This is a genomic window from Candidatus Omnitrophota bacterium (assembly GCA_028715965.1).
Taxonomy (GTDB): Bacteria; Omnitrophota; Gorgyraeia; order Tantalellales; family Tantalellaceae; genus JAQUQS01.
Genome location: JAQUQS010000002.1, coordinates 1 through 25,047, shown reverse-complemented (window position 1 = coordinate 25,047; position 25,047 = coordinate 1). Strand labels below are relative to the sequence as shown.

The window sequence follows — 25,047 nt, the reverse complement described above, 5'->3', positions numbered from 1 at the left end:
TAGATCGGAGAAGGAAAAATGACGTTAAGATACAGAAGATCACTGGAAAAACTGGACCCATATAGACCGGGCAGGCCCGTAAGTGAGATAAAACGGGAGCTTGGCCTGGATAATGTGGTTAAGCTGGCGTCCAACGAGAATTCAATGAGGCCGTCACCAGCGGCGATAAAGGCCATGACCGAAGCGATCGGTGATGTCAACAGGTATCCGGATGGCGGATGTTATTATCTCAGGCAGGCAGTATCCGAAAAGCTCGGGGTGCCGGGAGATACCATTATCTTCGGTAACGGGTCCGACGATGTGATACTTATGGCTATCAGGGCATTCACGGAGCCGGGCGATGAGGTCATAATGGCCGACCCAACGTTCCTTATGTACAGGATAAGCGCGATATCGGAAGGGGCCGAGGTAGTGGCCGTACCGGCGAAGGGGCTCAGGTATGATCTTGCGGGTATGCGTGAAGCGGTCACCGAAAAGACCAGGATAGTCTTTATCGCGAATCCCGACAATCCTATGGGATGTTACGTTACAAAAGAGGAGCTTGACGCTTTCATCGACAGCATGCCGCAGGACGTGCTTATTTTTCTGGACGAGGCTTATTACGAGTTCGCCAGAGGGGAAGATTATCCCGAGACCATTCCGGACGTGTTTTCCAGGGCGGACAGGAACGTGATAGTTGCCCGGACGTTCTCTAAGGTATATGGCCTGGCCGGGCTCAGGCTCGGGTATGGGGTCTCACGTCCCGATATCATACAAGCTCTCAACAAGGTCAGGGACCCGTTCAACATAAATTCCGTGGCGCAGGCCGGCGCGCTTGCCGCGCTGGGGGATGAGGCGTATGTGGAAAAAGCCGTCGGTCTTGTTAGCGCCGAAAAGGAAAGGATGTTCGCGGAGCTGGGTAAAATGGACGTTGATGCCAAACCCTCGCGGACGAATTTCATACTCATAGACACGTTCAGGGATTCCCGGCAGGTCTTCGAATATATCCTGAAAAAGGGCGTGATAGTGAGGGAAATGTCCGGTTGGAGGCTCAATGGGTATATACGTGTGAGTATTGGGTTCAGGGAAGAGAACGATATGTTCCTTGATATGTTGAGAGAAGCGCTGGATGCTGTTCCCAGGGACCGGATGAAGGTCTGCGCTAAGGGCCAGGCTGGCGGAAAAGGAGAAGGAAAGTGATAATAGTACTTAAACCCGGAGCGACAAAAGAAGATATAAAACACGTAATAGATAAGATAGAAAGTCTCGGGCTTAAACCCTGGATATCCGAAGGCGTGGAGAGGTCCATCATAGGTGTGATCGGCCGGGAGGACGTGGTCAGGGAAATGCCTTTCGAAGGTATGGCGGCCGTCGAGCGTGTCATTCCGATATTGAAACCCTATAAGCTGGCGTCGCTTGATTATCGTTCCGAACCCACAGTGATTGATGTGGGAGGCGGAGTGAAGATAGGAGGGAAAAGACTTGTGGTGATGGCCGGCCCCTGTTCCATCGAGGGCCGTGATATGCTCATTGAGACCGCGCTCAAAGTTAAGGAAGCCGGGGCTACCATGCTCCGCGGAGGGGCCTTCAAGCCGCGCACGTCGCCTTACAGTTTCCAGGGCATGGGCGAAGAAGGATTGAAATACATGGCGGAGGCAGGAAAGATCACGGGGCTAAAGGTGGTATCGGAACTGATGGACATAAGGAACATAGATCTTATGCTCAAGTATTGCGATATGATACAGATAGGCGCCAGGAATATGCAGAACTTCGACCTTTTGAAGGAAGTGGGAAAGACAAGGATCCCGGTGCTCCTTAAACGGGGCATGGCTAATACGATAAAAGAATTCCTTATGAGCGCCGAGTATATACTGGCCGGCGGGAATTCCAACGTCATACTATGTGAACGTGGCATCCGCACGTTCGAGACATATACGAGGTTCACGCTGGACCTTAACGCGGTACCGGCGCTTAAGTGTTCCACGCATCTTCCGGTAGTGGTCGATCCGTCGCACGGTACCGGCAGGTGGGGTATGGTCGGGACCATGTCGAGGGCGGCTATCGCGGCCGGGGCCGATGGGCTCATGATAGAGGTACATCCCTCCCCGGAAGACGCGGTATCGGACGGCGACCAGTCGCTCCTGCCTGAGAAGTTCGCGGGTGTAATGGAGGACCTCAAGAAGGTGGCGGAAGCCGTAGGAAGAGAAGTCTGATCCAAACATGGCGGTGTGTATGGAATATAACAAGATCACCATAATAGGCATGGGGCTGATAGGAGGATCTATCGGCAAGGCCTTGATGAAAAAACGTCTGGCCAGGGAAGTGGTAGGCGTGTTTCGCCGGGAAAGTTCGCTGAAAAGGGCCGTTAAGGCAAAAGCCCTTACGACCGGATACGTGAACAACTATGGTGAGGCCGTCAAAGACGCGGATATCATCGTCATATGTACCCCGGTGGGTACGATAAAAAAGAACCTTGATGAGCTGGGGAAGGTGATAAGAAGAGACGGTAATGTGATCGTTACCGACGTGGGAAGCACAAAAGAGGAGATCGTAAAGTACGCCGCGAAATATAAGGACAGGTTCACTTTCATAGGGTCCCATCCATTGGCCGGCAGCGAAAAGGCCGGGGTGGAAAGCGCGACAGCGGATCTTTTCGAGAAAAGCGTGTGTCTCGTTAGTGCCCCCCCGAGCAGGTCCCGGGAAAAAAAGGTGAAGAGATTAACAAGGTTCTGGGAGGCCCTGGGCGCGAAAGTATGGTCCATTGAGCCGGCCCGGCATGACAGGAACCTGGCGTTCTCCAGCCATCTGCCTCATATAGCCGCGTACGCGCTGGTCGGGACGCTTGAGAAGAAGTTCCCCGCTTGCCTGCTCGCTACGGGGTTCAGGGACACCACCCGTGTAGCTTCTTCCGCGGCCGAGGTCTGGGGCGATATCTTCATGTCCAACAAAAAGAACGTCCTTGCCGCCATCAAGAGATACAAGAAAGAGATATCTTCGATAGAGAAGATCATGGTCAAGGGTGACCGTTCGGCTCTCAAGAAAAAGATCGGGAAAATGAAAGAGACCAGGGATGCTTTCTTCAAATAAGATCGAAGCCGTGGCCATTGACGGGCCGGCGGGTAGCGGTAAGAGCACCATAAGCAGGATGGTGGCCGACAAGCTAGGCTACATATATGTGGATACCGGCGCGATGTACCGGGCCCTTACGCTCAAAGTGATGCGCGGGAACGTGGATATGTTCGACGAGGACGCCGTCGCGCTTCTTTCGGACAACATAGACTTCAGGTTCGAAAAGCCCGCGTTGGAGGGGCAAGGCGCGCGAGTCATGCTTGATGGGCGCGATGTTACGGAGGATATACGTCTCATGGATGTTACGCGTAACGTGAAGCATGTGTGCGGGATCCCGCGTGTACGCGAGAACATGGTAAGGCTACAGCGAAAAATGGTCGCTGGCTCCGGCGGTTCGGTGATGGAGGGACGGGACATAACTACGGTCGTATTGCCGGACGCCAGACACAAGTTCTATCTTGATGCCGCGTTCGATGAACGGGTGGACAGGCGTTTCGCCGAGATGCGCGCGAAGGGCGGTGATGTAACCCGTGAAGAGGTAGCAGACGACCTGCGAGAGAGGGACGCGAGCGATATGACCAGGGAAGTGGGGCCGCTCAAAAAAGCCAATGACGCGGTCATCGTGGATACTACCGGGCTTTCCATAGACGAAGTGGTGTTGTTGATCGTCGAACATGTGAAAAGCACCGCCGGGTAAGACGTTTATGGGCAAAAAACTCTTCGAGAACATACCTTTCAGGATATCCAGGGGACTGTTGGCCATGTTCCTGGGAATATTTTTCAGGGTGACCTATCACGGGCGCGAGAACATCCCCGAACCTCCTTACATAATAGTAGCAAATCACGTAAGCCTTCTGGACCCGCCGCTGGTAGGTACGGCGTTCCTGGGCAAGGACGTGGATTTCATGGCCAAAAAGGAACTTTTTGACTCACCTCGGTGGGGATGGTGGGCCAAGTCCGTGAGCTGTATCCCGGTGGACCGCGTTGGTGGCGGGGTATCAAGCCTGAAGGAAGCCCTTGGCAGGCTTAAAAAAGGCCGGGCTGTGGCTATATTCCCCGAAGGTACGAGGTCAGAAGATGGCAGTTTGCGGGAAGCCAAGCGGGGTGTAGGTTTTCTTGTGGCTAAGGCGGAGGTGCCCGTTATCCCTGTGTATATCGAGGGGTCCCTGAACGCCTTACCTAAAGGGGGCAAGCTCAAACCGGGGACCAGGATGACCGTATGGGTGGGTAAACCCGTTTATCCCGGGGAATTGTTCTCTTCGACCGGTGGTGACCGGAAGGATTATGACGGTATATCCAGATATATAATGGATAGGATAGCGTCCCTGGCCACGTGACGGCGTGAAGTTTTATTGCTCGGTAAATAAAGGCGTTACAGCCCTTATTTTTATATAAATCATTTGCATCTTTTTTGGAAAAGCGGTACAATAAGCACTCAAAAATCTATGGAAAAGGAGTTGGTCAAGTGATGAAGATCGAAAGAGAAGAAGCGAATGGCGAGGTTCTTGCAATGGACCAGGAACTGGCGGCCCTGTATGAGCAGAGCATATCTGACATACGGGAAGGAGAGATCCTTAAAGGTACTATCGTCCATATTGGTGAAAAGGAGGTGTTGGTCGATGTAGGCTATAAGTCCGAAGGTATCGTGATGAAATCGGAGATATCCGATCCTGAGGAGCTTAAGGTCGGCGGTCCTATTGATGTCATGCTCGAGTCGAAAGAGAACGAGCTTGGTATGGTCGTACTTTCTCACGAAAAAGCCAAACGTCTCAAGACGTGGGATAATATAGTGCAGAACAAGAAAGAAGGCGATATCGTCACCGGTAAAGTGTCCCGTAAGGTCAGGGGCGGGTTCATGGTCGATATAGGCATGGGGGCGTTCTTGCCCGCTAGTCTTTCTATGATGCAGGAGTTCGGCGGCCCGGATAATATCCTGGGCAAAAAGCTGGAGTTCAAGATAGTCAAGATAAACATACCCAGGAAGAACATAGTGCTTTCGAGGAAGGAGCTTGTCGAGGAAAAGCGCCGCGACGAGAAGATAGCCATACTCGAGGGTCTCAACAAGGGCGACGTCGTGAAGGGTATCGTGCGGAACATAACCGATTTCGGAGCCTTCATCGATATCGGCGGTGGTATAACGGGTCTTTTGCACATAACGGATATGAGCTGGGGCCGTATAAACCATCCGAGTGACGTTGTCTCTATTGGCAGCGACATTGAGGTCAAGGTGCTAGATTTCGACAAAGAAAGCGTGAAGGTATCGCTTGGTCTCAAGCAGAGGACACCGAACCCATGGGAGAGCATAACCGATAAGTACCCGGAAGGCAGTGTTATCAACGGCCGGGTAGTTAACATCATGCCTTACGGGGTTTTCGTCGAGCTGGAAAAAGGTATAGAAGGGCTTATCCATATATCTGAATTTTCCTGGTCGAAGAAGTTCAATCATCCCAGTGAGAAGTTCCAGGTCGGTGACCAGGTGCAGGCCATGATACTCAGTGTCGACAAGGATAACCAGAAACTTTCCCTGGGCATTAAGCAGCTTGAGAAAGACCCGTGGGAAGGGGTCGAGGGACGTTATAACGCCGGAGACAAGGTAAAAGGCACCATAAGCGCGGTAACGGATTATGGCGCGTTCGTGGAAATGGAAAAAGGCGTGGAAGGCCTTGTGCATGTTTCCGACCTTTCATGGACAAAGAGGATAACACATCCGAAAGAGAAGATGAAGAAGGGCGATGAGATAGAAGCTATCATACTCAACGTGGACGAGCAGAACAGGCGTATAGCCCTGGGAGTAAAACAGCTCACGGAAGACCCGTGGGACCAGATAGTCAAGAAGTACAAACCCGATACCGTTTGTGATGGTCGGATAACCAACATAACGAATTTCGGTATATTCGTAGAGCTCGAGGACGAGCTTGAGGGTCTTTTGCATGTGTCAGAGATAGACCTGGGACCCAACCAGCGTATGGAAAGTATCTACAAGGTGGGCGATCCCGTCAACGTGAAGGTCATACACATAGACGGCGTGCAGAAGAAGATAGCCTTGAGTTCAAAGGGGCTTGAACAACAGGCGGCTCCCGTCCAGGAAACAGCGCAAGCGACCGCCGAGCCGGTATCTGAAAAGGCCGAAGAGGCGGTTCCAGCGGAAGAAGTTTCTCCCGAAACAACGGAAGAAGCCGCTCCGCAGGCTGAGGAAAAGACGGAGCAATAGTATACCGTTGATCGTAATATGAAAAGGACGGCCCGGCGGGCCGTCCTTTTTTTTTTGTCGGGTATGGAAAGGGGTAACGATATGGATCTTTTTGACGCGATAAGCTCGAGATATTGTTACCGTGACGGGTTCCGGGACGAGCCGGTCCCCCGCGCGGCTCTTGAGAAAATAGTTAAGGCCGGGCTTGCCGCGCCGTCGGGGAAGAACGCCCAGACCTCGGAGTTCGTCATAGTTGATGACCCGGAGCTTCTGGGGAAAATAGGGGAAATGCACCAGATAAAGGCCATGCATGACGCGAAGGCCATGATAGTATGTATGGTCGACAGGGAACCTCCCGCGGTATATGAAGGTCATTCTTTTCAGGTAGAGGACCTGGCGGCCGCTGTTATGTGCATGTTACTTGCTATTACCTCGCTGGGGTACGCGAGTGTCTGGATCGATGGCTGGCTCAGGCGGGATGAACGGGCGGAAAGGATAGGGGCCCTTTTAGATGTGCCTGAAAGTAAGGTTGTCCGCATCTTGCTTCCCATTGGGGTGCCCGAGACCGAAGGGCCACGCAGTGAGAAAAGACCGTTCGGGGAAAGAGCCTGGTTCAACAGATACGGTACATAATGTAACATCTTTAATATGAACGTTTTATAAAAAGACAGCCTAACGGCTGTTTTTTTATGCCCGAGATAGTTAGATTTATATTGACTTAACGGGAAATATAATGTTATAATCTTCCTCTTTTAGGGTAATAGAAAGTTAACAAGATCCTATTAATATCATATAATGTTTCGCAAAATAACCGCTACATTCCTGACGTTCGTATTTACGCTGACTGGCGTTCTGCCAGGCGGAACGGCCTATGGTATTTCCGTCTGGTCAGGCGCGCAACGTGTATCCGTCAGGCGCGATATGCTTAGTATGGCGCTCGAGCATACGCGTGTGGTATACGCGGATGATGACGAGAAAAGAGCCCTCCTTGAAGCGAACGCTTCCCAGGCCATATTACTTTCACACGGCAAAGTACTTGTTTCCGCGGATCTGGAGGGTGATGAACTGGGACTTTTACGGGCGCTTATCCACGAAGAAATAGAATCCCTGATGCAGGTACTGGCGCGTAAGGACCGGAACAGGTATTCCGGGATAAAGGAACTCGTGTTCAAGTATGTACCACCAACGCCTGCGAACGTCGCTAAATACTTTCCCGCACACCGTGCGGGTTTTTCAAGGGAACGTTATCTGAACCATGTGGTAGCCCGCGTTTTCGAGCTTATACTTCTTGAGCGCGGTGGTGTGATGAAAAGAACGGAAATGAAGCCCACCGAGAAAGAGCTTATCAATTCCCTCGAAAAGGTCATAGACGCGAATAAACACAGCTATTTTACGGGAGTGTTCTGGGACCAATATCTCCGGGAGATAAGGATACGGGCCGAGATCGCCAATGGCATCACGTTCTACCAGGCCGCGGGAGAGCCTGGGGCTGATTGGCCGCAATTGCCGTACTATTTCAGGAGGCTCGATGATGGGGACCTCCTGGAGAAAATAGCCACGATACAAGAGGTCGACCATAACCTTTCATGGGAGCGACTTGGCGGGGCCGGCAACAAGGTCCTGGAAAAGATATTTGATGTATACAGGACATCGGATGAGAAAAGACTTAAGGCGGCCTGTATCGAATTGCTCGCCAAGTGGGACGGTGGTACCAGTGAAGCTGTCAGGGATGAGCTTATAAAAGTGACGGGTGATCCCATGAGCCCATCCATTTGCCGGAGCCGCGCGATATACGGACTGCTACTTTATTACGATAATGGCGGCGTGACTCGGATGGATGACAGGCTGCTCGGGAACATAAAACGCGCCGTCGCCTCAGGGGAAAGGGAAGTGGCTTTTTCCGCGATAAGTTTTATCACGGACCTTGCGTTCAAATACCCGATGGAAAATGGTCCGCAACGGGCTTTTGCGCTAAGCGTTCTTACCGGGGATCCTGTCTTCATCAAGGACCTGAATGCGGCTATGCGTTCGGATAACCTGATCGTACGCGAGCATGCGCGCAAACTGGCGTTCTTCCTCGGCCAGATAAGTATATTCAACCTCACGGACAGGGAATTGGGGATGATAATGTTCATTTATCCCCGGATATCCGAGGCGGTAATAGAAGAGATCCGGCAAAATGCTCCTTGGGAAGAAAGATCGATCGACGAAAAGGTGGAAAGATCGCATGATAGTGTGCAGGCGCAGAGCATGATCGAGACCTTGAGGAACATAGCGGCGTCCCGTGCCAACCAGGGCTCTATGCTGAGTGACGAGGATATGGAACGTATGAACGACCATCTTTCTTCCCGGGGTAAATACATCGCGCCACGGGACCTTCTGGCAAAGTTCTTTGATCACGGTAAAAGAGTAGTGTGCGTAGGGGACCATTCTAACTCGAATGATATGCATAAGCTTGTGGTAGACGTAGTGGGGTTGGTGGAGGTGTCCGGCGTGACGCACGTGGCGGTGCCGCTGCCGCAAGGCGCTGAGGGGACATTGGACGATCTTCTGCGCGGCAGGATAACGGCGCGTGAGTTCGGCCGGCGACTTAACTGGTCGTTCTCTCTCGAAGGTGAGGAGGATGTTGAGGGCGCCGAGGTCATACGGGATATGCTTGCGCCTCTTTTGGGGCTCGTGACGTTCGTTCTTTATGATAATGTGTCGGACAGCGGTATTTTGGAACTGGCCATGGATCGCAAAGTTTCCAGGATAAATAACGTTCTTAGTGAGGATAGAAGGAACAAGATAATACTATTGACCGATAAATTCGAAGTGTCCAAACAACGCTTAAGCTCTTCGGATGGGAATGCCGATTATACCCTTGTCTCAGAGCTTCTGCATGCGCTGGGGGAGGATGTGGTGGCGGCGGTCCTTGAAATGACCGAGGAGTCACTTGGCACGGACCAGGTGTTCAGCGTGAATAACCTGGCAGAATTCTACTCAAGGTTCCTCGCGGGCGTTAGTACCGCTTTTGAGACCACTGATCCCGCTGTCGCGGATATTATGGGCAAAGTAGTGTTCCTGGAGGATTATGATCACAATACGCTCGCTAATTCGCTGGATGGTATCATTATCAGGACGGACCGGGGTGAGGATGATGACGAAAAGGGTGACGATGAGGGTGGCCCGTCCGAGGCGATAACCCCTGACCTGTTCGATGAGACTGGGTCTCCCTACGCCCCCTGGTCATACGATCCCTCGCCGGGAGTATCAGGGCCTTTTGCCATCGCTAAAGGCTCTCCCGCGACGCTTTTACGGGAGCTCGCGGGTGCGGGAGTATTCGCCCCCGATAAGAGAACGCGCAAGGAGATACTGGACGGGGTAACGACGCCGAGAGGCGGGAACAATTCCGAGAGCTCGGTGGATAACGAGTTAAGGGCGCTTAAGACCGCCGGGATATTGCTGGGTAACGGTACCGACGGGTATTATCTCGCGGAACGGTTCCGAGATATCGACGTGGAGGAGTTCCTCGCGAGGAACCCGGGGCTCAATAAGGCATCGCCATCAGAAGACGATATCATGCACGCCTGGGCGGACGCACGTCTGGGCGTATGCTTTGAGGACATGGAAAGAATGAACGCTTCCGACAGGAAGATCATCATGACCGTCAAGACCATGATGTCGGAAGGACGCAGGGTCACGGTGAACGGTGTAGGACGTGAGTCGGGGGTCTCGAAACGCACGGTCTATAACCGTATCGAACGTAATCCGGACATAGCGCTCCTGATAGATGTCTCCCGTGGGCTTGAGCCGGCATCCGGGCAGTATGTAAAGGTCATGGCCGCGCTTGATATTATAAGCGTGGGGGAGGATGGCCTAGATAACAAGCGCATAGCGGAACTTGCCGGCGTGAGTCCGTCATACCTGAGCGAGCTTAAAAGAAGGTACCCCGACCTGGCGACCAGGATAAACGGCATGCTTGAACCGGAATGGATGAAAGGCATGGGTGACGTTGCCGAGGTCACGCGGTTCAAGAAACGCGGACAGTTCTCGGACAAGGAATCGGATTATCTCAGGACGATGTCCGATAAGCTCGTAGAGGAAATGATGGCCCGGGATGCGGACATGCCGCGGGATAAGGCGGTAAAGCTGGCGGGAATAGCTATGTCGGCGCTTATAAGGTACGATACCCGTTCGCTGGAAAGCCTGTCCGCGCGTTCCATAATAACCCCGACTGATGTGGCGGCCATAAGTGGCCTGAAGTCTTTTAACGCCGGCCATTTCGCGGGTACGGTGATGGAGATGCTGGATGGATATGACGGCCTGGGCATAACGAGCGACATGCAGGAAAGGCTCCTGACGCATTTTTATACGGCGGAAGAGGTCTCGGAGCTTATCGGGGAGTTCGACGAGCTCCCTGATTGGGTCGTCATGGCGGCTTGTACCTCGAACCCCTTGAGGCCTCGTACGTTCCTTAAATGGGTCTTGGCCGAGAAAGCCCGTCTGGTCGACGCATTCAGGGATATCCCGGCCGCGGACATATTATTCGCGTGTGTCAGGCACAGCGCTGATCCGAGGGGATTCCTGGGAGCTGTCCGGAGGAAAAGGGAGGAAATGATCTCGTCGGGGAAGTTCAACGATCTCTCTCCCACGGATATACTTTTCGCTTGTTTGCATTTCCCGAAGTTCCCTGAGAACTACCTGGAGGGTAAAAGATTGGACAGGATAGACGCGTTCGTAGCAAAGAACCGCGAGGCGTTTTCCGGTGTCGACGGGGTGATCTCGGATCTCGACGGGGTTGACGCCCATCACGGGGATGGCCTGAGCGATATCATGATATCGACGAAAAATGCCATGCTTGATTCAGGGGTCCGGGGAGTGACGCTAACGGGACGGTCATTCCGTTCCCTTGCGACATATTGCGGGAAAAGTACCCGGATGGGGAAGATGTCCGGGGAAGGTAATCCTTATATTTTCATGACCAATTCCGGCGCCGCCGCGGTCCAGATAGATCGCAGCGGCGATATGCGGGCCCTGGATGGGTATAGGTCCTCGCACATCGGCACAAAAGATGACCAGGAACTTATCAGGGATACTGTCGTGGAAGCCATGTGGAACGTAATAAGGACACATGGTCTTCCCGAAGATGTAGGTACGTCCCTGATCATAGATGCCGGGGAAAAAGGCGTGACGCTCTATACCGGGCGTATGGATGAGCGGCTTAACGGGTTCAGGTATGAGATAGCCGCCCAGGTCAGGGAGAAGATCGGGACGTTGCAGGGGCAGGGCCGGCTTTTAGGAAAGATTGAGGCTTCGGCTTCGGCCCGCGCCGTGGATATCACGGCCATGTCCAAAGGCGCGGCCGCCGTGCGCGCGATAAAGCTCTTGGGGCTTACGAAGGTCGTCCTTGTGGCTGATTCCGTGGGAACGGAGAAAGACCCGGGGAATGACAGGAGCATGTTCTTGATAACACAGGACATGCTGATCGAGGCGGGAATAGATTGGGACGTTGAGCTGGTAAAAGTATATGTAGGTAAAGAAAAGGAAGTGGAACTTCCTGGCGGAGTAATCGTGTCTCCGCGGGGGAATAAGGAGATAGACCCGTCCCTGGCCGTTTATCGGGCCATTACGTATTCCAGGCGGGAAGCGAAAGACCCGGACGAGGACATGGCCAGCGGTGTGGAAAAAATAATGCTTAACGGTAAAGTCTCGAATCGGGCTGAAGCGCGGGAGGCTATAAAGAAAATAATGGAGGACCGGGGCATCTTCAACGCTTTGCTTTATGACGATGTCCTGGAACTGGGCATGGGTGCCGGGAATGGACTCCATGAGAAGATACTTTATCCGCGAAAACGTCCGGGGATCATATGTGCCCGCATGATCGAACCCGGTACATTGCATATGCTTCTCAGGGTAACGGAGGATTTCAGGGAAATAGAGCATTGGGAAAAGAACCGGTACAGGAATAACTATATAAAGCTCGCGAGATTCCTTGTGGAGAACGGGATACCCGCGGACCAGCCGCTTTGCCCGCATACTATCGCTTATCTTGAAGAGGGCCAGGTGTTCATGTCCACGCCCCGGACCGTAGGGGAGCTTGCTGAGAACTATTTTTACGAAGAGGAGGACGAGGATATCCTCACGTTATACCCGGCAGAGGACGATGCCTCCGGGAAAATTCTCTATGAGTGCCCTGAGACACGGTTCTCTCTGGACGATCATTATTACAGCGGCGTTTACAGGAGGGTGTACGATTCGGCCCTGGAAATGATATCCGATCTTCGCGACGCGGGACATATCGGACAAGATACGATGAGGACAGCGTTAAAAGCTTCACCGGGAGATAAGAAGAACGGTGTCCTGGGGCTTTTCCTGGAAGAGGTGATAAGTAACGCCATTATCTCCGTGGCCAAGAGGATGGAGATCTGGTCCGGCCAGGAAGGCGAGATACGTATACGTGCCGTGGAAAGGGACGGGGCGTTATGGATAGAGGTCATGGATAATGGTACCGGGTTCAGCGCCGAGGAGCTGGGTAAGGTAGGCCAGGAACGTTTTTCCATTACGGGTTCGAATGATAGGGGACATGGCCTGCTGGATCTGGCGAGGATATTCCGCGGCATTGGTTGGGAACTGGACGTACGTAATCGTGTTGATGGCCCGGGAGCGATAGTTTCCGTGGTCGTGCGAGAAAGGCCTGCGGGAGCGGGAGATGGAGGCTTCCAGAGCCTGGGGGCGGCACATATCGATGACCCCGTGTTCTCCGGGCCGGAGGACGGGATACAGTCGGATGTGGATAACGGTTCAGGTGCGCCGTACATGGACGATCCAGGCACGTTCGGGCATGCGAGCGGAGGCATGGACCCGGAAGAAATAGAGGCGGGAATACGTATGTTCTTGGAAAACGAGCACATGTTGATAGAAATGCCGGCTGAGATGCTTTATTCCTTTATGCCGAAAGGGCTTAAAGAGACGCTGGATAGAGGCGCGGTAATAAGGATCATTTTTGATGTGCAGGAGAAAGAGGTCCCGTTCTTTCGCGCGCGGCGCGTTCTTATGGAGAAATTTGTTCTTTGCGGAAACTCCATGCTCGAGGCCGCAAGCATGGCCGACACGGTTATTAATGCCGCCGTGTTCCAGGCGGAACATCCGGATCTCGGCCGGAAAGGCGAGAATGCCATAAGGGAACTAAAGAAAGACCTTTTCGCGGGCGTGCCCGACGCGGATAGGATGGTCAGGGAAGCTTTCCGGTCTGTACGCGAGACGCTTGAAAAAGGCGAAGATGAAAATGCTCCTGTCCTGGAGAGGGAAAGCACGGCCATATCTCTGTTCGATAAGTTCGTTTCAAGTGCCGGAGCGCTATTGAATGCCGCGCATGCGGGATATAAGAGCAGAATAGCCGAGGCAGATGGTGTTGTGGCCACTGTGTCGAAAAACCCTAAAAGTATTGTTCTTTACGCGGATGACATATTGCGTCACGTTGCGGTCCCGGACCTTGACGCGACGGTGCGTGAGCTTGTGGTGAAACACGATCTTCTCTCGGGAGGGAGGATCATTCTTTACGTGGAAGAAGACACCTCGAGCGCGGATATACTGCGAAAACTCATATCCCGGGCTGGTTTCCCGGTATTCAGGATAAAAACGGTCACGAAAGACGATCTTGAGCGAAGGAACAAGAACATGGACACAGCAATATCACAGCTTAAATCGCTTAAAGACTACGCAGGTATCCTTGGTGCCGGTGATGTGCTGGCCGTCATAAGAGGGCCCCTAAGCAGTAAGGACGTAGTGGAGAATCTGGCGTCCATCTCATGGGTGCTGAAATCTCCCGTAGTGGTTATCGGCAGTGAGGCCGGTCTGTATTCCATGTCCGAAGCTATTAAGAACGCGATCGCCATGAAAAATAATAAAGATGCCCAGGGATGGCTCATTATACTGGACCCGGTTAGGACCATAGCGGAAGATATCAGGGCAATGTATGATGAATATCTTGGCGAACTTATGGCTCTAAAGGCAGCTTAACTCCTGTTAATTTTCCTTTAATTTTCTAGCTTTTTATAGTATAATCAATTTTACATAACGTATGTTAGTTTAATACAAACTTACATCACATCCGTATTATTTAACCCGGGAGAAGATATGACAAAGAAGACGATCTTTCTTTTGTTAATGGCGATGTTGCTTGTCAGTACACGATCATCGGCTTTGGCTCCGCCGGACACTTCAGGAAGCGATCTTCCCGGACCGACGCACACACGGGGTACCATGCAGGGTGCCGCGGCATATTTTTATCTGGAACGAAATGGAGAGAACCCGATAGCCGGCGCGGTCAGCCGTGTAGAGGATAGGTACGAGTGGGACGCACATCTGGATGCTCGCGAACAGGCCCGTAGCGGGTCGCCGGCAGTAAGATCGTATATTGACCGGCCTGTACCTCTTAAGATACATTGCGAAGTGATGGATTATGCCTGGGGGGACCCGAAGTTCATTCCGGCCCTCATACGCGTGGACAATACCGAAGGGAAACCTTACGCGGAACTCTGGATAGGCGCGCATCCCAAAGCTCCGGCCAGGGCGAACGTGCACGAGATAGAGACCAACCTCTATGAGCTTATTGGCGGCGCCGCGGACGAGATATTGGGTGAAGAGGCCGCTAGGATATTCCACTCGCGCCTGCCGTATCTCTTCAAGGTGCTTACGGCGTCTACCGCGCTTTCCATACAGGCGCATCCCAACAAACAGCAGGCGGAAGAGGGCTGGGCAAGGGAGAACGGCCAGGGCCCGAACTACAAGGACGACAACCATAAGCCCGAGATCATATGCGCGGTGACGAGGTTCTGGGCCCTTAACGGATTCAGGCCGGCCGGTGATATCATGGACGATTTTGAGGCGCTGGGAGTGCCCGCGTTATCCGTTGATCTTGGACGCTTTAAGACGGCGGTCCGTGATGCCGGAAGTAACGAGGATGCCGTAAGGGCCGCGCTCAGGGATTTCTATTCGGCCATAATGGGTAAGGTGGCGGCACTCAAAAAAGCCGAGGCCGGCGATAACGTGGAAGCCGCCGCGGACGCCCAGGGAGAGATAGCCGACGTCGTCAGGCACGTCGTGGGTGTGAGCCGTACGCGGCTTTCCCATGAACTCGGAACACGGGTCGTGGACGATATCGATACCATATTTGCCGCGGCCAGGGAGCAGGGCAAGGAGATAGACCTCCGGCGGGAACTCTGGACGCTCAGGCTCAATGACCTGTACCCGGACGACATGGGGGTACTGTCGACGTACCTATTGAACCTCGTGAGGCTGGAACCGGGCGAGGCCATGTACTTATCGGCGGGAGAGCTTCACGCGTACCTGGGAAAACTCGATCCCGCGTCGGAGGACGAAGGCATGGGTATGGAACTCATGGCCAATTCCGATAACGTGCTTCGCGGAGGGCTTACCCCGAAACATGTGGATGTCCCGGAGCTTCTGAAGACGCTTACTTTCAATTCGGGCGAGCCGCGTATATTGACGCCCCGGGAAAGGGCGAGGGCGGAACGCGTATACGAAACGCCCGCGCCGGAGTTCGAGTTAAGTGTAATAGACGTGAATATGGAAAGGATATTCTCAAGCCGGCTCGAACACTCAGCCGACGCCCTCATAGTGCTTGACGGCAGGGTGGAGGTCCATGACGCGAACGGGTTCATGCTTATAGCTGAACAGGGCGAAACATTCCTGATGCCCGCTTCAAGCGGGCGCTATACAATAAGGCCGGTCACTAATACCGCGAAACTTTACAAGGCGAGCATACCGCAGAGCACGATCACGGAAGCCGGGGATAAAAGGGGGACGGAGGAAAAAGCGCTAAGCGTCGAGGATAAGAGGGCGGTATGGACCGCGGTGGATAATGTAACGTCGGATAAGCTCAGGGTAGTGCTTCCGCAGTCGGTGGTGCTTACGGGCGACGTTAAGAAGACCATAGCGGCGGCCCAGCAAAAACATGACGGCAAGATAGAGGTAGTAAGGGTGAGGGCGGAAGACCTCGTAGCAGAACTTGCGTCCGGGGAAAAAGGAGTGAAACGAATTATCGTGGCGGACACTGAACTTGCGGCCGCGGTAGATTCACTTGTCAATACCGATGAGAACGCGGCCCTTTTGCGGGATGTCAGGCTTGTGCGCATGAACATGCCGTCGACGTTCATCAGTGATGACTACAAGACCACATACCAGTCGCGTATGCTCATGATAGCGCTTATCGCGCGTGTGATAGACGAGGGACAGCAGGACAGTAGGACGCTTAAGGACCTTCTGGGACGCCTGCTGGAAGGCACTTTCACCGGGGTCGATATCGACGTGGAGGATTTCGTGAACGCCCTTGCCGTGACAGAGGACGAGAATACGCCTATCCAGGCGGTACGCGAAAGGGTAGGATATTTCCTTTCGGAGATAAGGGCGATAAGCCTTGTGAACGAACTTGTAAGGGATTTCTCGATGATAAGGGAATTTTGGATCTACGCGTAAAACATAAATGCCTGGAAATTATTTGATGCCGGATGTGCCTATCACTCGGACAAGCCTATCGGCAAACTCGTGTGCGGCACATCCGGTCATCATGTTTTTCTAATTAAGAATCGGCAAGGCATCTTATCTGCGAAGCGTAACCGTCCTCACAATAACCCTGACGGGTTATATCTAGAACTTATGCCAGCAGACCCTTCGGTTGCTTGTACCTGGTACAAACTCCCGCTTAACCTGTCCCCGGAGTTATCTTTTATCTGTCCCCAGCCCGGAACGGTTTTAGAAGTATGGGGACTGACCCCTTCCGGACTTTTTGCTGCTCCTGGGGGTCTGTCCCCTTAAAAACGAGGGACTGGTTTATACCCGGTTTTATACTTCTACAGTAACCTGTCCCGAGCTTTATCAGGCAATGCATAGTGGTTTATAACTCGAAGAGTTATTGTAAGGACGGATAGGCCTCGCAGTTTCGGAAAAATATAAGTATGGGGACTGACCCCTTCCGGACTTTTTGCTGCTCCTGGGGGTCTGTCCCCTTAAAAACGAGGGACTGGTTTATACCCGGTTTTATACTTCTACAGTAACCTGTCCCGAGCTTTATCGGCAGCCCGCCTCCGACCTTGACCCCGGATTTCCCGTATGCTACAATAGCCGCACTATGTTACCCGCACAAGAACAGCTTAATATAATTAAAAGAGGAGCCGACGAGGTCATCGAGCCGGGTGAACTCAAGGAGAAGCTCTCTCGCGGAAAACCGCTCGTAATAAAGGCGGGATTCGATCCTTCGGCGCCCGATCTTCATCTCGGGCACACCGTTCTTCTCCGCAAGCTCAAACATTTCCAGGAACTCGGTCATGACGTGCATTTCCTTATAGGAGATTTTACCGGCCGCATCGGCGACCCTTCAGGCAAGTCCAAGACGCGTAAACAGCTTACCGAGGAAGAGGTAAAAGAGAACGCCAAGACATATAAAAAACAGATATTCAAGATACTCGACAAGGAAAAGACCAAGGTCGTGTTCAACTCCGAATGGTGTTCCAAGCTGGGAGCCGCGGGCATGTTCGACCTGGCCTCGAGGTATACCGTGGCCCGTATGCTGGAGCGGGATGACTTCTCCAAAAGATACGCTGCCCGCGAGCCTATAAGTATCATAGAGTTCCTTTACCCGCTTCTCCAGGGGTATGATTCGGTGCATATGAAGGCAGATGTGGAGCTCGGGGGCACTGACCAGAAGTTCAACCTTCTGGTCGGGAGGGACCTTCAGCGCAACTTTGGGCAGGAACCCCAGGTCATACTTACCATGCCTATACTTGAAGGGCTGTATGGCGGGGACAAGATGTCCAAGTCCCTTAACAATTACGTAGGCATAGACGAGGCGCCGGAAGAGATGTTCGGCAAGCTTATGAGCATATCCGACGAGCTTATGTGGAAATACTACGAACTCCTTACGGATATTGATGTTATGGAAGTAAAAGGCAGGGTGGAAAAGGGCGAGCTCCACCCCAAAAAGGCTAAATCCGACCTGGCGGTAAGCATAATAACGGAGTACTGGGGCCAGGATAAGGCCGAAGGAGCGAGGACGCATTTCGAGACCGTGTTCGCTAAAAAGGAACTACCGGACAACATAGAAGAAACAGTCATAAGTGGTTCTGATATAATAATTTGTGATGCTGTAAGTAACTGTTTCAAGATCTCCAAGAGCGAGGCCAGACGCAAGATAGAGGAAGGTGCCGTCTCCCTGGACGGTGACAAGATAACTGATATCGCATATAACATCAATCTGGACAACAAGATAGGTAAAATACTAAAGCTTGGTAAGCGCAGGTTCATGAAGCTTATCGGCAAGTAAGCGTGTACCCTTTTCTATCCGTCCCGGTCAGCCGAACTCTATCCAGCTTGAAAGCCATATAATATAATAGTATTTTGAAAGGGCACGAAAACGTCCGGGATGTAATGAAAAAGGGCGGAGATATCCCGAAAAAATATATCAGCCGCCGCAACGTGATTTTAAATATGCTCTACAAGCCTTATTTGGCAAGGGTTCTAGGGGATCAAAAAAAACTTAAAAAAAACGTTGACATTTTTTCCTATTCATGTAGAATGTCATCTACGTCGTTAAGACATTCTTTGAAATATACGGTCCTGAGGTAAGAGCTGATACAGGTATTGTAAGTATCAGGGAAATCTGGTATACTTGATACCTAGGCAGACATTAGGTCTGTATATTAATTTGATTCACCTAAAAAGGCATCAGATTCTGGTGCTTTTTTATTTGGATACTGTTCTTTGAAAATCGATAGTCGAAAACATGTGGGTCAACGAAGTTTAAACTGGAGAGTTTGATCCTGGCTCAGAACGAACGCTGGCGGCGTGGTTTAGGCATGCAAGTCGAACGATCCCTCTAGCAATAGGGGGATAGTGGCAAACGGGTGAGTAATGCGTGGGTAATTTTCCTTCGGGTTCGGAATAACCTGCCGAAAGGCAGGCTAATACCGGATGAGACCACGTTCCCAAAGGGAACGAGGTTAAAGGCGGGGATCCTGAAAATGGACCTGTCGCCCTTAGATAAGCCCGCGTCCTATCAGCTTGTTGGTGAGGTAACGGCTCACCAAGGCGAAGACGGGTAGCTGGTCTGAGAGGATGGTCAGCCACACTGGGACTGAGACACTGCCCAGACTCCTACGGGAGGCTGCAGTCGAGAATCTTTTGCAATGCCCGCAAGGGTGACAATGCGACGCCGCGTGAGTGATTAAGGCCTTCGGGTTGTAAAGCTCTGTCGGCTGGGATGAAAGCAGTACAGTTAACACCTGTACTGTCTGACGGTACCAGCAAAGGAAGCCACGGCTAACTCCGTGCCAGCAGCCGCGGTAATACGGAGGTGGCAAGCGTTGTTCGGATTCACTGGGTGTAAAGGTCATGTAGGCGTCCTAATAAGTCGGGTGTGAAATCCCTTGGCTCAACCAAGGAACTGCATTCGATACTGTTAGGATTGAGTACGAGAGAGGTAAGCGGAATTCCAGAAGTAAGGGTGAAATCTGTAGATATCTGGAAGAACACCATTAGCGAAGGCGGCTTACTGGCTCGATACTGACGCTGAAATGAGAAAGCTAGGGGAGCAAACAGGATTAGATACCCTGGTAGTCCTAGCTGTAAACGATGAGCACTAGGTGCAGGCTCGAAAGGGTCTGTGTCGTAGCTAACGCGTTAAGTGCTCCACCTGGGGACTACGGTCGCAAGGCTAAAACTCAAAGGAATTGACGGGGACCCGCACAAGCGGTGGAGCATGTGGTTTAATTCGATGCTACGCGAGGAACCTTACCTAGGCTTGACATGTAGGAAGTAGGAACCTGAAAGGGGGACGACTTGTTTCAATCAAGAACCTATGCAGGTGCTGCATGGCTGTCGTCAGCTCGTGTCGTGAGATGTTGGGTTAAGTCCCGCAACGAGCGCAACCATCGTCCCTTGTTGCAAATTCCGGTTCGCCGGAATGCACTCTAGGGAGACTGCCAGTGTTCAACTGGAGGAAGGAGGAGATGACGTCAAGTCCGTATGGCCCTTACGCCTAGGGCTACACACGTGCTACAATGGTCGGTACAATGAGTTGCTAGACCGCGAGGTGGAGCTAATCTCAAAAAGCCGGCCCCAGTTCGGATCGGAGGCTGCAATTCGCCTCCGTGAAGTTGGAATCGCTAGTAACCGCAGATCAGCCTTGCTGCGGTGAATACGTTCCCGGGTCTTGTACACACCGCCTGTCAAGTCACCTGAATTGAGTGCACCCGAAGCCGTTAGCCTATCCGTAAGGGGGGCGACGTCGAAGGTGTGCTTGGTGAGGAGGACTAAGTCATAACAAGGTAGTCGTACCGGAAGGTGCGTCTGGATCACCTCCTTTCTAAGGAGAAAGGACCCTGACACTACGGTGTCTGGGTAAAATTAAGACAAACACACAGTTAAAAATTGATCCACATGTTTTCGGCTATTTGATTAATATATTTGTTCGTGGAAATGAGGCAGGGACCGAAACAGGTTTCAGCCCTCGGGTTAACTGCCTGGGCCCGTAGCTCAGTTGGTTAGAGCGCCGTGCTGATAACGCGGAGGTCTCTGGTTCGATCCCAGATGGGCCCACCATACCCCACGATGACAGGGGATGTAGCTCAGCTGGAAGAGCGCCTGCTTTGCAAGCAGGATGTCAGGGGTTCGAGTCCCCTCATCTCCACCAGTTTGAGACGGCAGTTTCAAGCTGCCGAACAGCAGATTTTTTAGATCGCTTTTTAGGCCGTAGCCGATAAACACGGCCGCATAAAAACCGATCAAATGTTCTTTGACATATTTAACAGAGGTATCTAAAACCGATAAACAATTAGAGTGCACCACAAAAGTTTATTATACTTTTAGTGGTCAAGCTACTAAGGGCGTACGGTGGATGACTTGGCACGGAGAGGCGATGAAGGACGTGGTAAGCAGCGATATGCTTCGGGGAGCCGCAAACAGGCTTTGATCCGGAGATTTCCGAATGGGGGAACCCGACCAGAGTAATGTCTGGTTATCCCGAAAGGGAGGCGAACTTTGTGAACTGAACCATCTAAGTAGCAAAAGGAAGAGAAACCAATTAAGGGATTCCCTGAGTAGCGGCGAGCGAAACGGGATCAGCCTAAACCCTGCTGATGTAATAGCGGCACGCGTTATCTGCGGGGTGTAGCGGGAAGAGCTCGGACTGGTGTGCCAACCGGTCGGCTTCTGCTCATGATATAGTCGAATGACCTGGAAAGGTCAACCATAGGGGGTGATAGTCCTGTAGGCAAAATATCATGAGTCGGCTGGAGCTTTCTCCCAAGTACCACGGGACACGGGAAACCCTGTGGGAATCTGCCAGGACCACCTGGCAAGGCTAAATACTACTTCGTGACCGATAGTGGACAAGTAATGTGAATGAAAGTTGAAAAGAACCCCGGTGAGGGGAGTGAAATAGTACCTGAAATCGTATGCCTACAAGCGGTAGGAGGACTATGCCCTGATTTAGTCAGGGAATGTCTGACTGCGTGCCTTTTGATTAATGAACCGGCGAGTTACTTCTATTCAGCAAGGTTAACCCCTATACGGGGGAAGCCGTAGCGAGAGCGAGTCTGAACAGGGCGATTAAGTTGAATGGAGTAGACCCGAAACCAAGTGATCTATCCATGGCCAGGATGAAGCTCGGGTAAAACTGAGCGAAGGTCCGAACCAATTTACGTTGAAAAGTGATTGGATGAGCTGTGGATCGGAGTGAAAGGCTAATCAAACTTGGAGATAGCTGGTTCTCCTCGAAATAGCTTTAGGGCTAGCCTTGTAATAGAAGGCGGTGGGGGTAGAGTACTGAATGGGCTAGGGGGCTTACCAGCTTACTGAACCCAATCCAACTCCGAATACCACCGTACCTTGTTACAGGAGTCAGAGTGTGGGGGATAAGCTCCATGCTCAAAAGGGAAACAGCCCAGCCCATCAGCTAAGGTCCCCAAATATATGCTAAGTGGTTAAGGAAGTGGAGTTGCGTAGACAACCAGGATGTTGGCTTAGAAGCAGCCATCATTTAAAGAAAGCGTAACAGCTCACTGGTCAATTGTGACTCTGCGCCGAAAATGATCGGGGCTCAAGCATATTACCGAAGCTATGGAAATCAGTTCTCTTCGGAGAGCTGGTTTGGTAGAGGAGCGTTCCATTGTAGGTTGAAGGATGACCGTAAGGACATCTGGACGAAATGGAAGTGATTATGCCGGTATGAGTAGCGAAAAAATCCGCGAGAAACGGATTCGCCGTGAGTCTAAGGTTTCCTGAGGAAGGTTAATCCACTCAGGGTTAGTCGGGCCTAAGTCGAGGCCGAAAGGCGTAGACGATGGACATCCGGTTAAATATTCCGGAACCACCTAAGAACGTTACGAGTTCAGAATGACGTAAAAAGCTAGGTCAGCGCGTGATTGGTTGTACGCGTCTAAGCAAGCAGCCCTTCGGGGTCAGATGTTAATGGGAGCTCAATCTACGGAGCGAGCGAACTGATCGAGGCTATGTTACCGAGAAAAGCTTCTGGACCAGTATCTTAGGTGCCCGTACCGCAATCCGACACAGGTAGACGGCCAGAATATGGTTAGGCGCTCGAAATAACCCTCGTTAAGGAACTCGGCAAAATGGCCCCGTAACTTCGGAAGAAGGGGTGCCCCATTAGCGTGAAAACATTTACTGTCTAGCGTGAGGGGGTAACATTAAAGAGGCCCAAGCGACTGTTTAGCAAAAACACATCTCTCTGCAAACTCGTAAGAGGACGTATAGGGAGTGACACCTGCCCGGTGCTGGAAGGTTAAAAACTTCGGTGATTAGTCTTCGGACTATGAGCTGCGGTTCCAAGCCCCAGTAAACGGCGGCCGTAACTATAACGGTCCTAAGGTAGCGAAATTCCTTGTCGGGTAAGTTCCGACCCGCACGAATGGTGTAACGATTTGGGCGCTGTCTCAATGAGGGGTTCGGTGAAATTGGAGAATCGGTGAAGATACCGGTTACCCGTGGCGGGACGACAAGACCCCGGAACCTTTACTGTACGCTGGTATTGGGTTTTGAAATTGCATGTGTAGGATAGGTGGGAGACTTTGAAGTGGGAGCGTCAGCTTCTGTGGAGTCAACGGTGAAATACCACCCTTGTTGTTTTAGAATTCTAACCTTACTGTCTGAATCGATAGTGGAGACAGTGCCAGCCGGGCAGTTTGACTGGGGCGGTTTCCTCCCGAAGAGTAACGGAGGAGTTCAAAGGTTTCCTCAGCGCGGTCGGCAATCGCGCATCGAGTGTAAAGGCATAAGGAAGCTTAACTGTGAGACCTACAAGTCGATCAGGTACGAAAGTAGGACTTAGTGATCCGGCGGTTCTGTGTGGAAGGGCCGTCGCTCAACGGATAAAAGGTACTCCGGGGATAACAGGCTTATCTCATCCAAGAGTTCATATCGACGATGAGGTTTGGCACCTCGATGTCGGCTCATCACATCCTGGGGCTGGAGAAGGTCCCAAGGGTCCGGCTGTTCGCCGGTTAAAGTGGTACGTGAGCTGGGTTCAGAACGTCGCGAGACAGTTCGGTCTCTATCTGCCATGGGCGTAGGATATTTGCGGGGATCAATCCCTAGTACGAGAGGACCGGGATTGACGAACCTCTGGTGTTCCAGTTATCGTGCCAACGGTATTAGCTGGGTAGCTACGTTCGGAAAGGATAAGTGCTGAAAGCATCTAAGCGCCAAGCTCCCCCCAAGAATGGATATCCCTATCAGACACCTTGTAGACTACGAGGTTGATAGGCTCCAAGTGTACAGTCCGTAAGGGCTTTAGCTTAGGAGTACTAATCTGTCGATCGGCTTGACCTTAATTTTTCGGTCTTTAGATACTTCTGTTAAATATGTTAATGCTTTGCTCTTTAAGAGTTTTGGAGTGCCCATGCAGAGGGGGTTCCACCCGTTCCCATACCGAATACGGAAGTTAAGCCCCTCGTGGTCGATGGTACTTTACTGGCAACGGTACGGGAGAGTAGAACGGTGCTCCAATTAAATATCAAAAAAGCCCTGGCTTAACAAAAGCTGGGGCTTTTTTGTTAAGACCACGTTTTATGGAACGGAGTGAACATAAATCGTCTGGTCGTATTTACGCAGCTGTTTCGCGCTGACAATAAGCGAAACTGTCGCGGTGAAGTAATTAATAAAAGCCCTGGCTTAACAAAAGCTGGGGCTTTTTTGTTTATGGCGGCAAATGTGTCTGCCGCTCAGACACGTCCCGGACGCTTCGCGTCTGGGACAAACTCGCGCACGACACATCTGTCCGCCATTTTATACATTCACTCCAATATGTAGCACCAAGATATACAGAGTATCGGCAAGGTTGGTTTATCTGACGATGCTTATCCGTCCTCAAAAGGCCACTTCGGGCCATGTAAAGAGCTTATGCCTTAACCCTGGCGGGTATATCTAGAGCTTATGCTGTAGGAGTAGAACGGTGCGATGATAGGTACCCGGTCGCTCGACGGCGCTCGCGACATTTCCCCTAGTCGTCTCTACTCCCAGGATTTCCTCGGGCTCGGTGGCCCTTCGGTCACTCACCATTGCGTTCTCGGTCATCCTCAGAAGGTCGCTCAGAGGACTTCGCGACACTTCCTCAGACATTGCGTCTTCGGTCGCCCTAAAGGGTTATATCTAGAACCTATGCCTTATATGAAGAGCTTAGGTATAAGGTAAAACCGTTTTTGTTTTCAAAGCTAAAGCTGTCACTGATTTTAATCTTAAAACTGTACCCTTCGGGTTATATCTAGAACCTATGCCTGACCCTGGCGGGTATATCT

At 51.9% G+C, this 25,047-nt stretch carries 10 protein-coding genes, 2 tRNA genes and 3 rRNA genes; all 15 read left to right on the top strand.

The genetic code is table 11. The features are described 5' to 3' along the window. Positions 1–18 precede the first annotated feature (18 nt). Positions 19–1,179 (top strand): histidinol-phosphate transaminase, encoded by a 1,161-nt coding sequence (hisC, locus tag PHH49_01270; protein MDD5487573.1) that lies wholly within the window; start codon positions 19–21, stop codon positions 1,177–1,179. Next, the gene (gene aroF, locus PHH49_01265; protein ID MDD5487572.1) at positions 1,176–2,192 is read left to right on the top strand and encodes a 3-deoxy-7-phosphoheptulonate synthase; all 1,017 of its coding nucleotides are present in this window, start codon (positions 1,176–1,178) and stop codon (positions 2,190–2,192) included. The genes hisC and aroF overlap by 4 nt, the downstream gene beginning before the upstream one ends. Positions 2,193–2,211: 19 nt before the next feature. Next, on the top strand, positions 2,212–3,066 hold the full coding sequence (locus tag PHH49_01260; GenBank protein ID MDD5487571.1) for a prephenate dehydrogenase: 855 nt from the start codon (positions 2,212–2,214) through the stop codon (positions 3,064–3,066). Further along, positions 3,050–3,745 carry a (d)CMP kinase gene (gene cmk, locus PHH49_01255; GenBank protein MDD5487570.1) on the top strand — a complete coding sequence of 232 codons (696 nt, stop codon included), beginning with the start codon at positions 3,050–3,052 and terminating at the stop codon, positions 3,743–3,745. Before PHH49_01260 ends, cmk begins: the two co-directional genes overlap by 17 nt. A gap of 7 nt (positions 3,746–3,752) precedes the next feature. Continuing rightward, on the top strand, positions 3,753–4,385 hold the full coding sequence (locus PHH49_01250; protein ID MDD5487569.1) for a lysophospholipid acyltransferase family protein: 633 nt from the start codon (positions 3,753–3,755) through the stop codon (positions 4,383–4,385). A gap of 131 nt (positions 4,386–4,516) precedes the next feature. After that, entirely contained in the window at positions 4,517–6,259 is a 1,743-nt protein-coding gene (gene rpsA, locus PHH49_01245) for a 30S ribosomal protein S1 (GenBank protein ID MDD5487568.1), read from the top strand. Between the two features lie 81 nt (positions 6,260–6,340). Then, positions 6,341–6,871 carry a nitroreductase family protein gene (locus PHH49_01240; protein ID MDD5487567.1) on the top strand — a complete coding sequence of 177 codons (531 nt, stop codon included), beginning with the start codon at positions 6,341–6,343 and terminating at the stop codon, positions 6,869–6,871. A 162-nt stretch (positions 6,872–7,033) separates the two neighbouring features. Beyond that, complete coding sequence (locus PHH49_01235; GenBank protein MDD5487566.1) at positions 7,034–14,239, top strand: ATP-binding protein; 7,206 nt, start codon at positions 7,034–7,036, stop codon at positions 14,237–14,239. A 243-nt stretch (positions 14,240–14,482) separates the two neighbouring features. Next, positions 14,483–16,717, top strand: coding sequence for a mannose-6-phosphate isomerase, class I (manA, locus tag PHH49_01230; GenBank protein MDD5487565.1), 2,235 nt, complete (start codon positions 14,483–14,485; stop codon positions 16,715–16,717). A 652-nt stretch (positions 16,718–17,369) separates the two neighbouring features. Further along, entirely contained in the window at positions 17,370–18,560 is a 1,191-nt protein-coding gene (gene tyrS, locus PHH49_01225; protein MDD5487564.1) for a tyrosine--tRNA ligase, read from the top strand. Positions 18,561–19,038: 478 nt separating this feature from the next. After that, positions 19,039–20,600: ribosomal RNA gene (locus PHH49_01220) — 16S ribosomal RNA — on the top strand. A 159-nt stretch (positions 20,601–20,759) separates the two neighbouring features. Continuing rightward, positions 20,760–20,836: transfer RNA gene (locus tag PHH49_01215), tRNA-Ile, on the top strand. A gap of 15 nt (positions 20,837–20,851) precedes the next feature. Continuing rightward, positions 20,852–20,927: transfer RNA gene (locus PHH49_01210), tRNA-Ala, on the top strand. Positions 20,928–21,104: 177 nt separating this feature from the next. Further along, positions 21,105–24,082 (top strand): 23S ribosomal RNA (locus tag PHH49_01205). Between the two features lie 60 nt (positions 24,083–24,142). Continuing rightward, positions 24,143–24,259: ribosomal RNA gene (gene rrf, locus PHH49_01200) — 5S ribosomal RNA — on the top strand. The 16S, 23S and 5S rRNA genes sit together here with 2 tRNA genes alongside, the layout of an rRNA operon. The last annotated feature ends 788 nt before the right edge of the window (positions 24,260–25,047 follow it).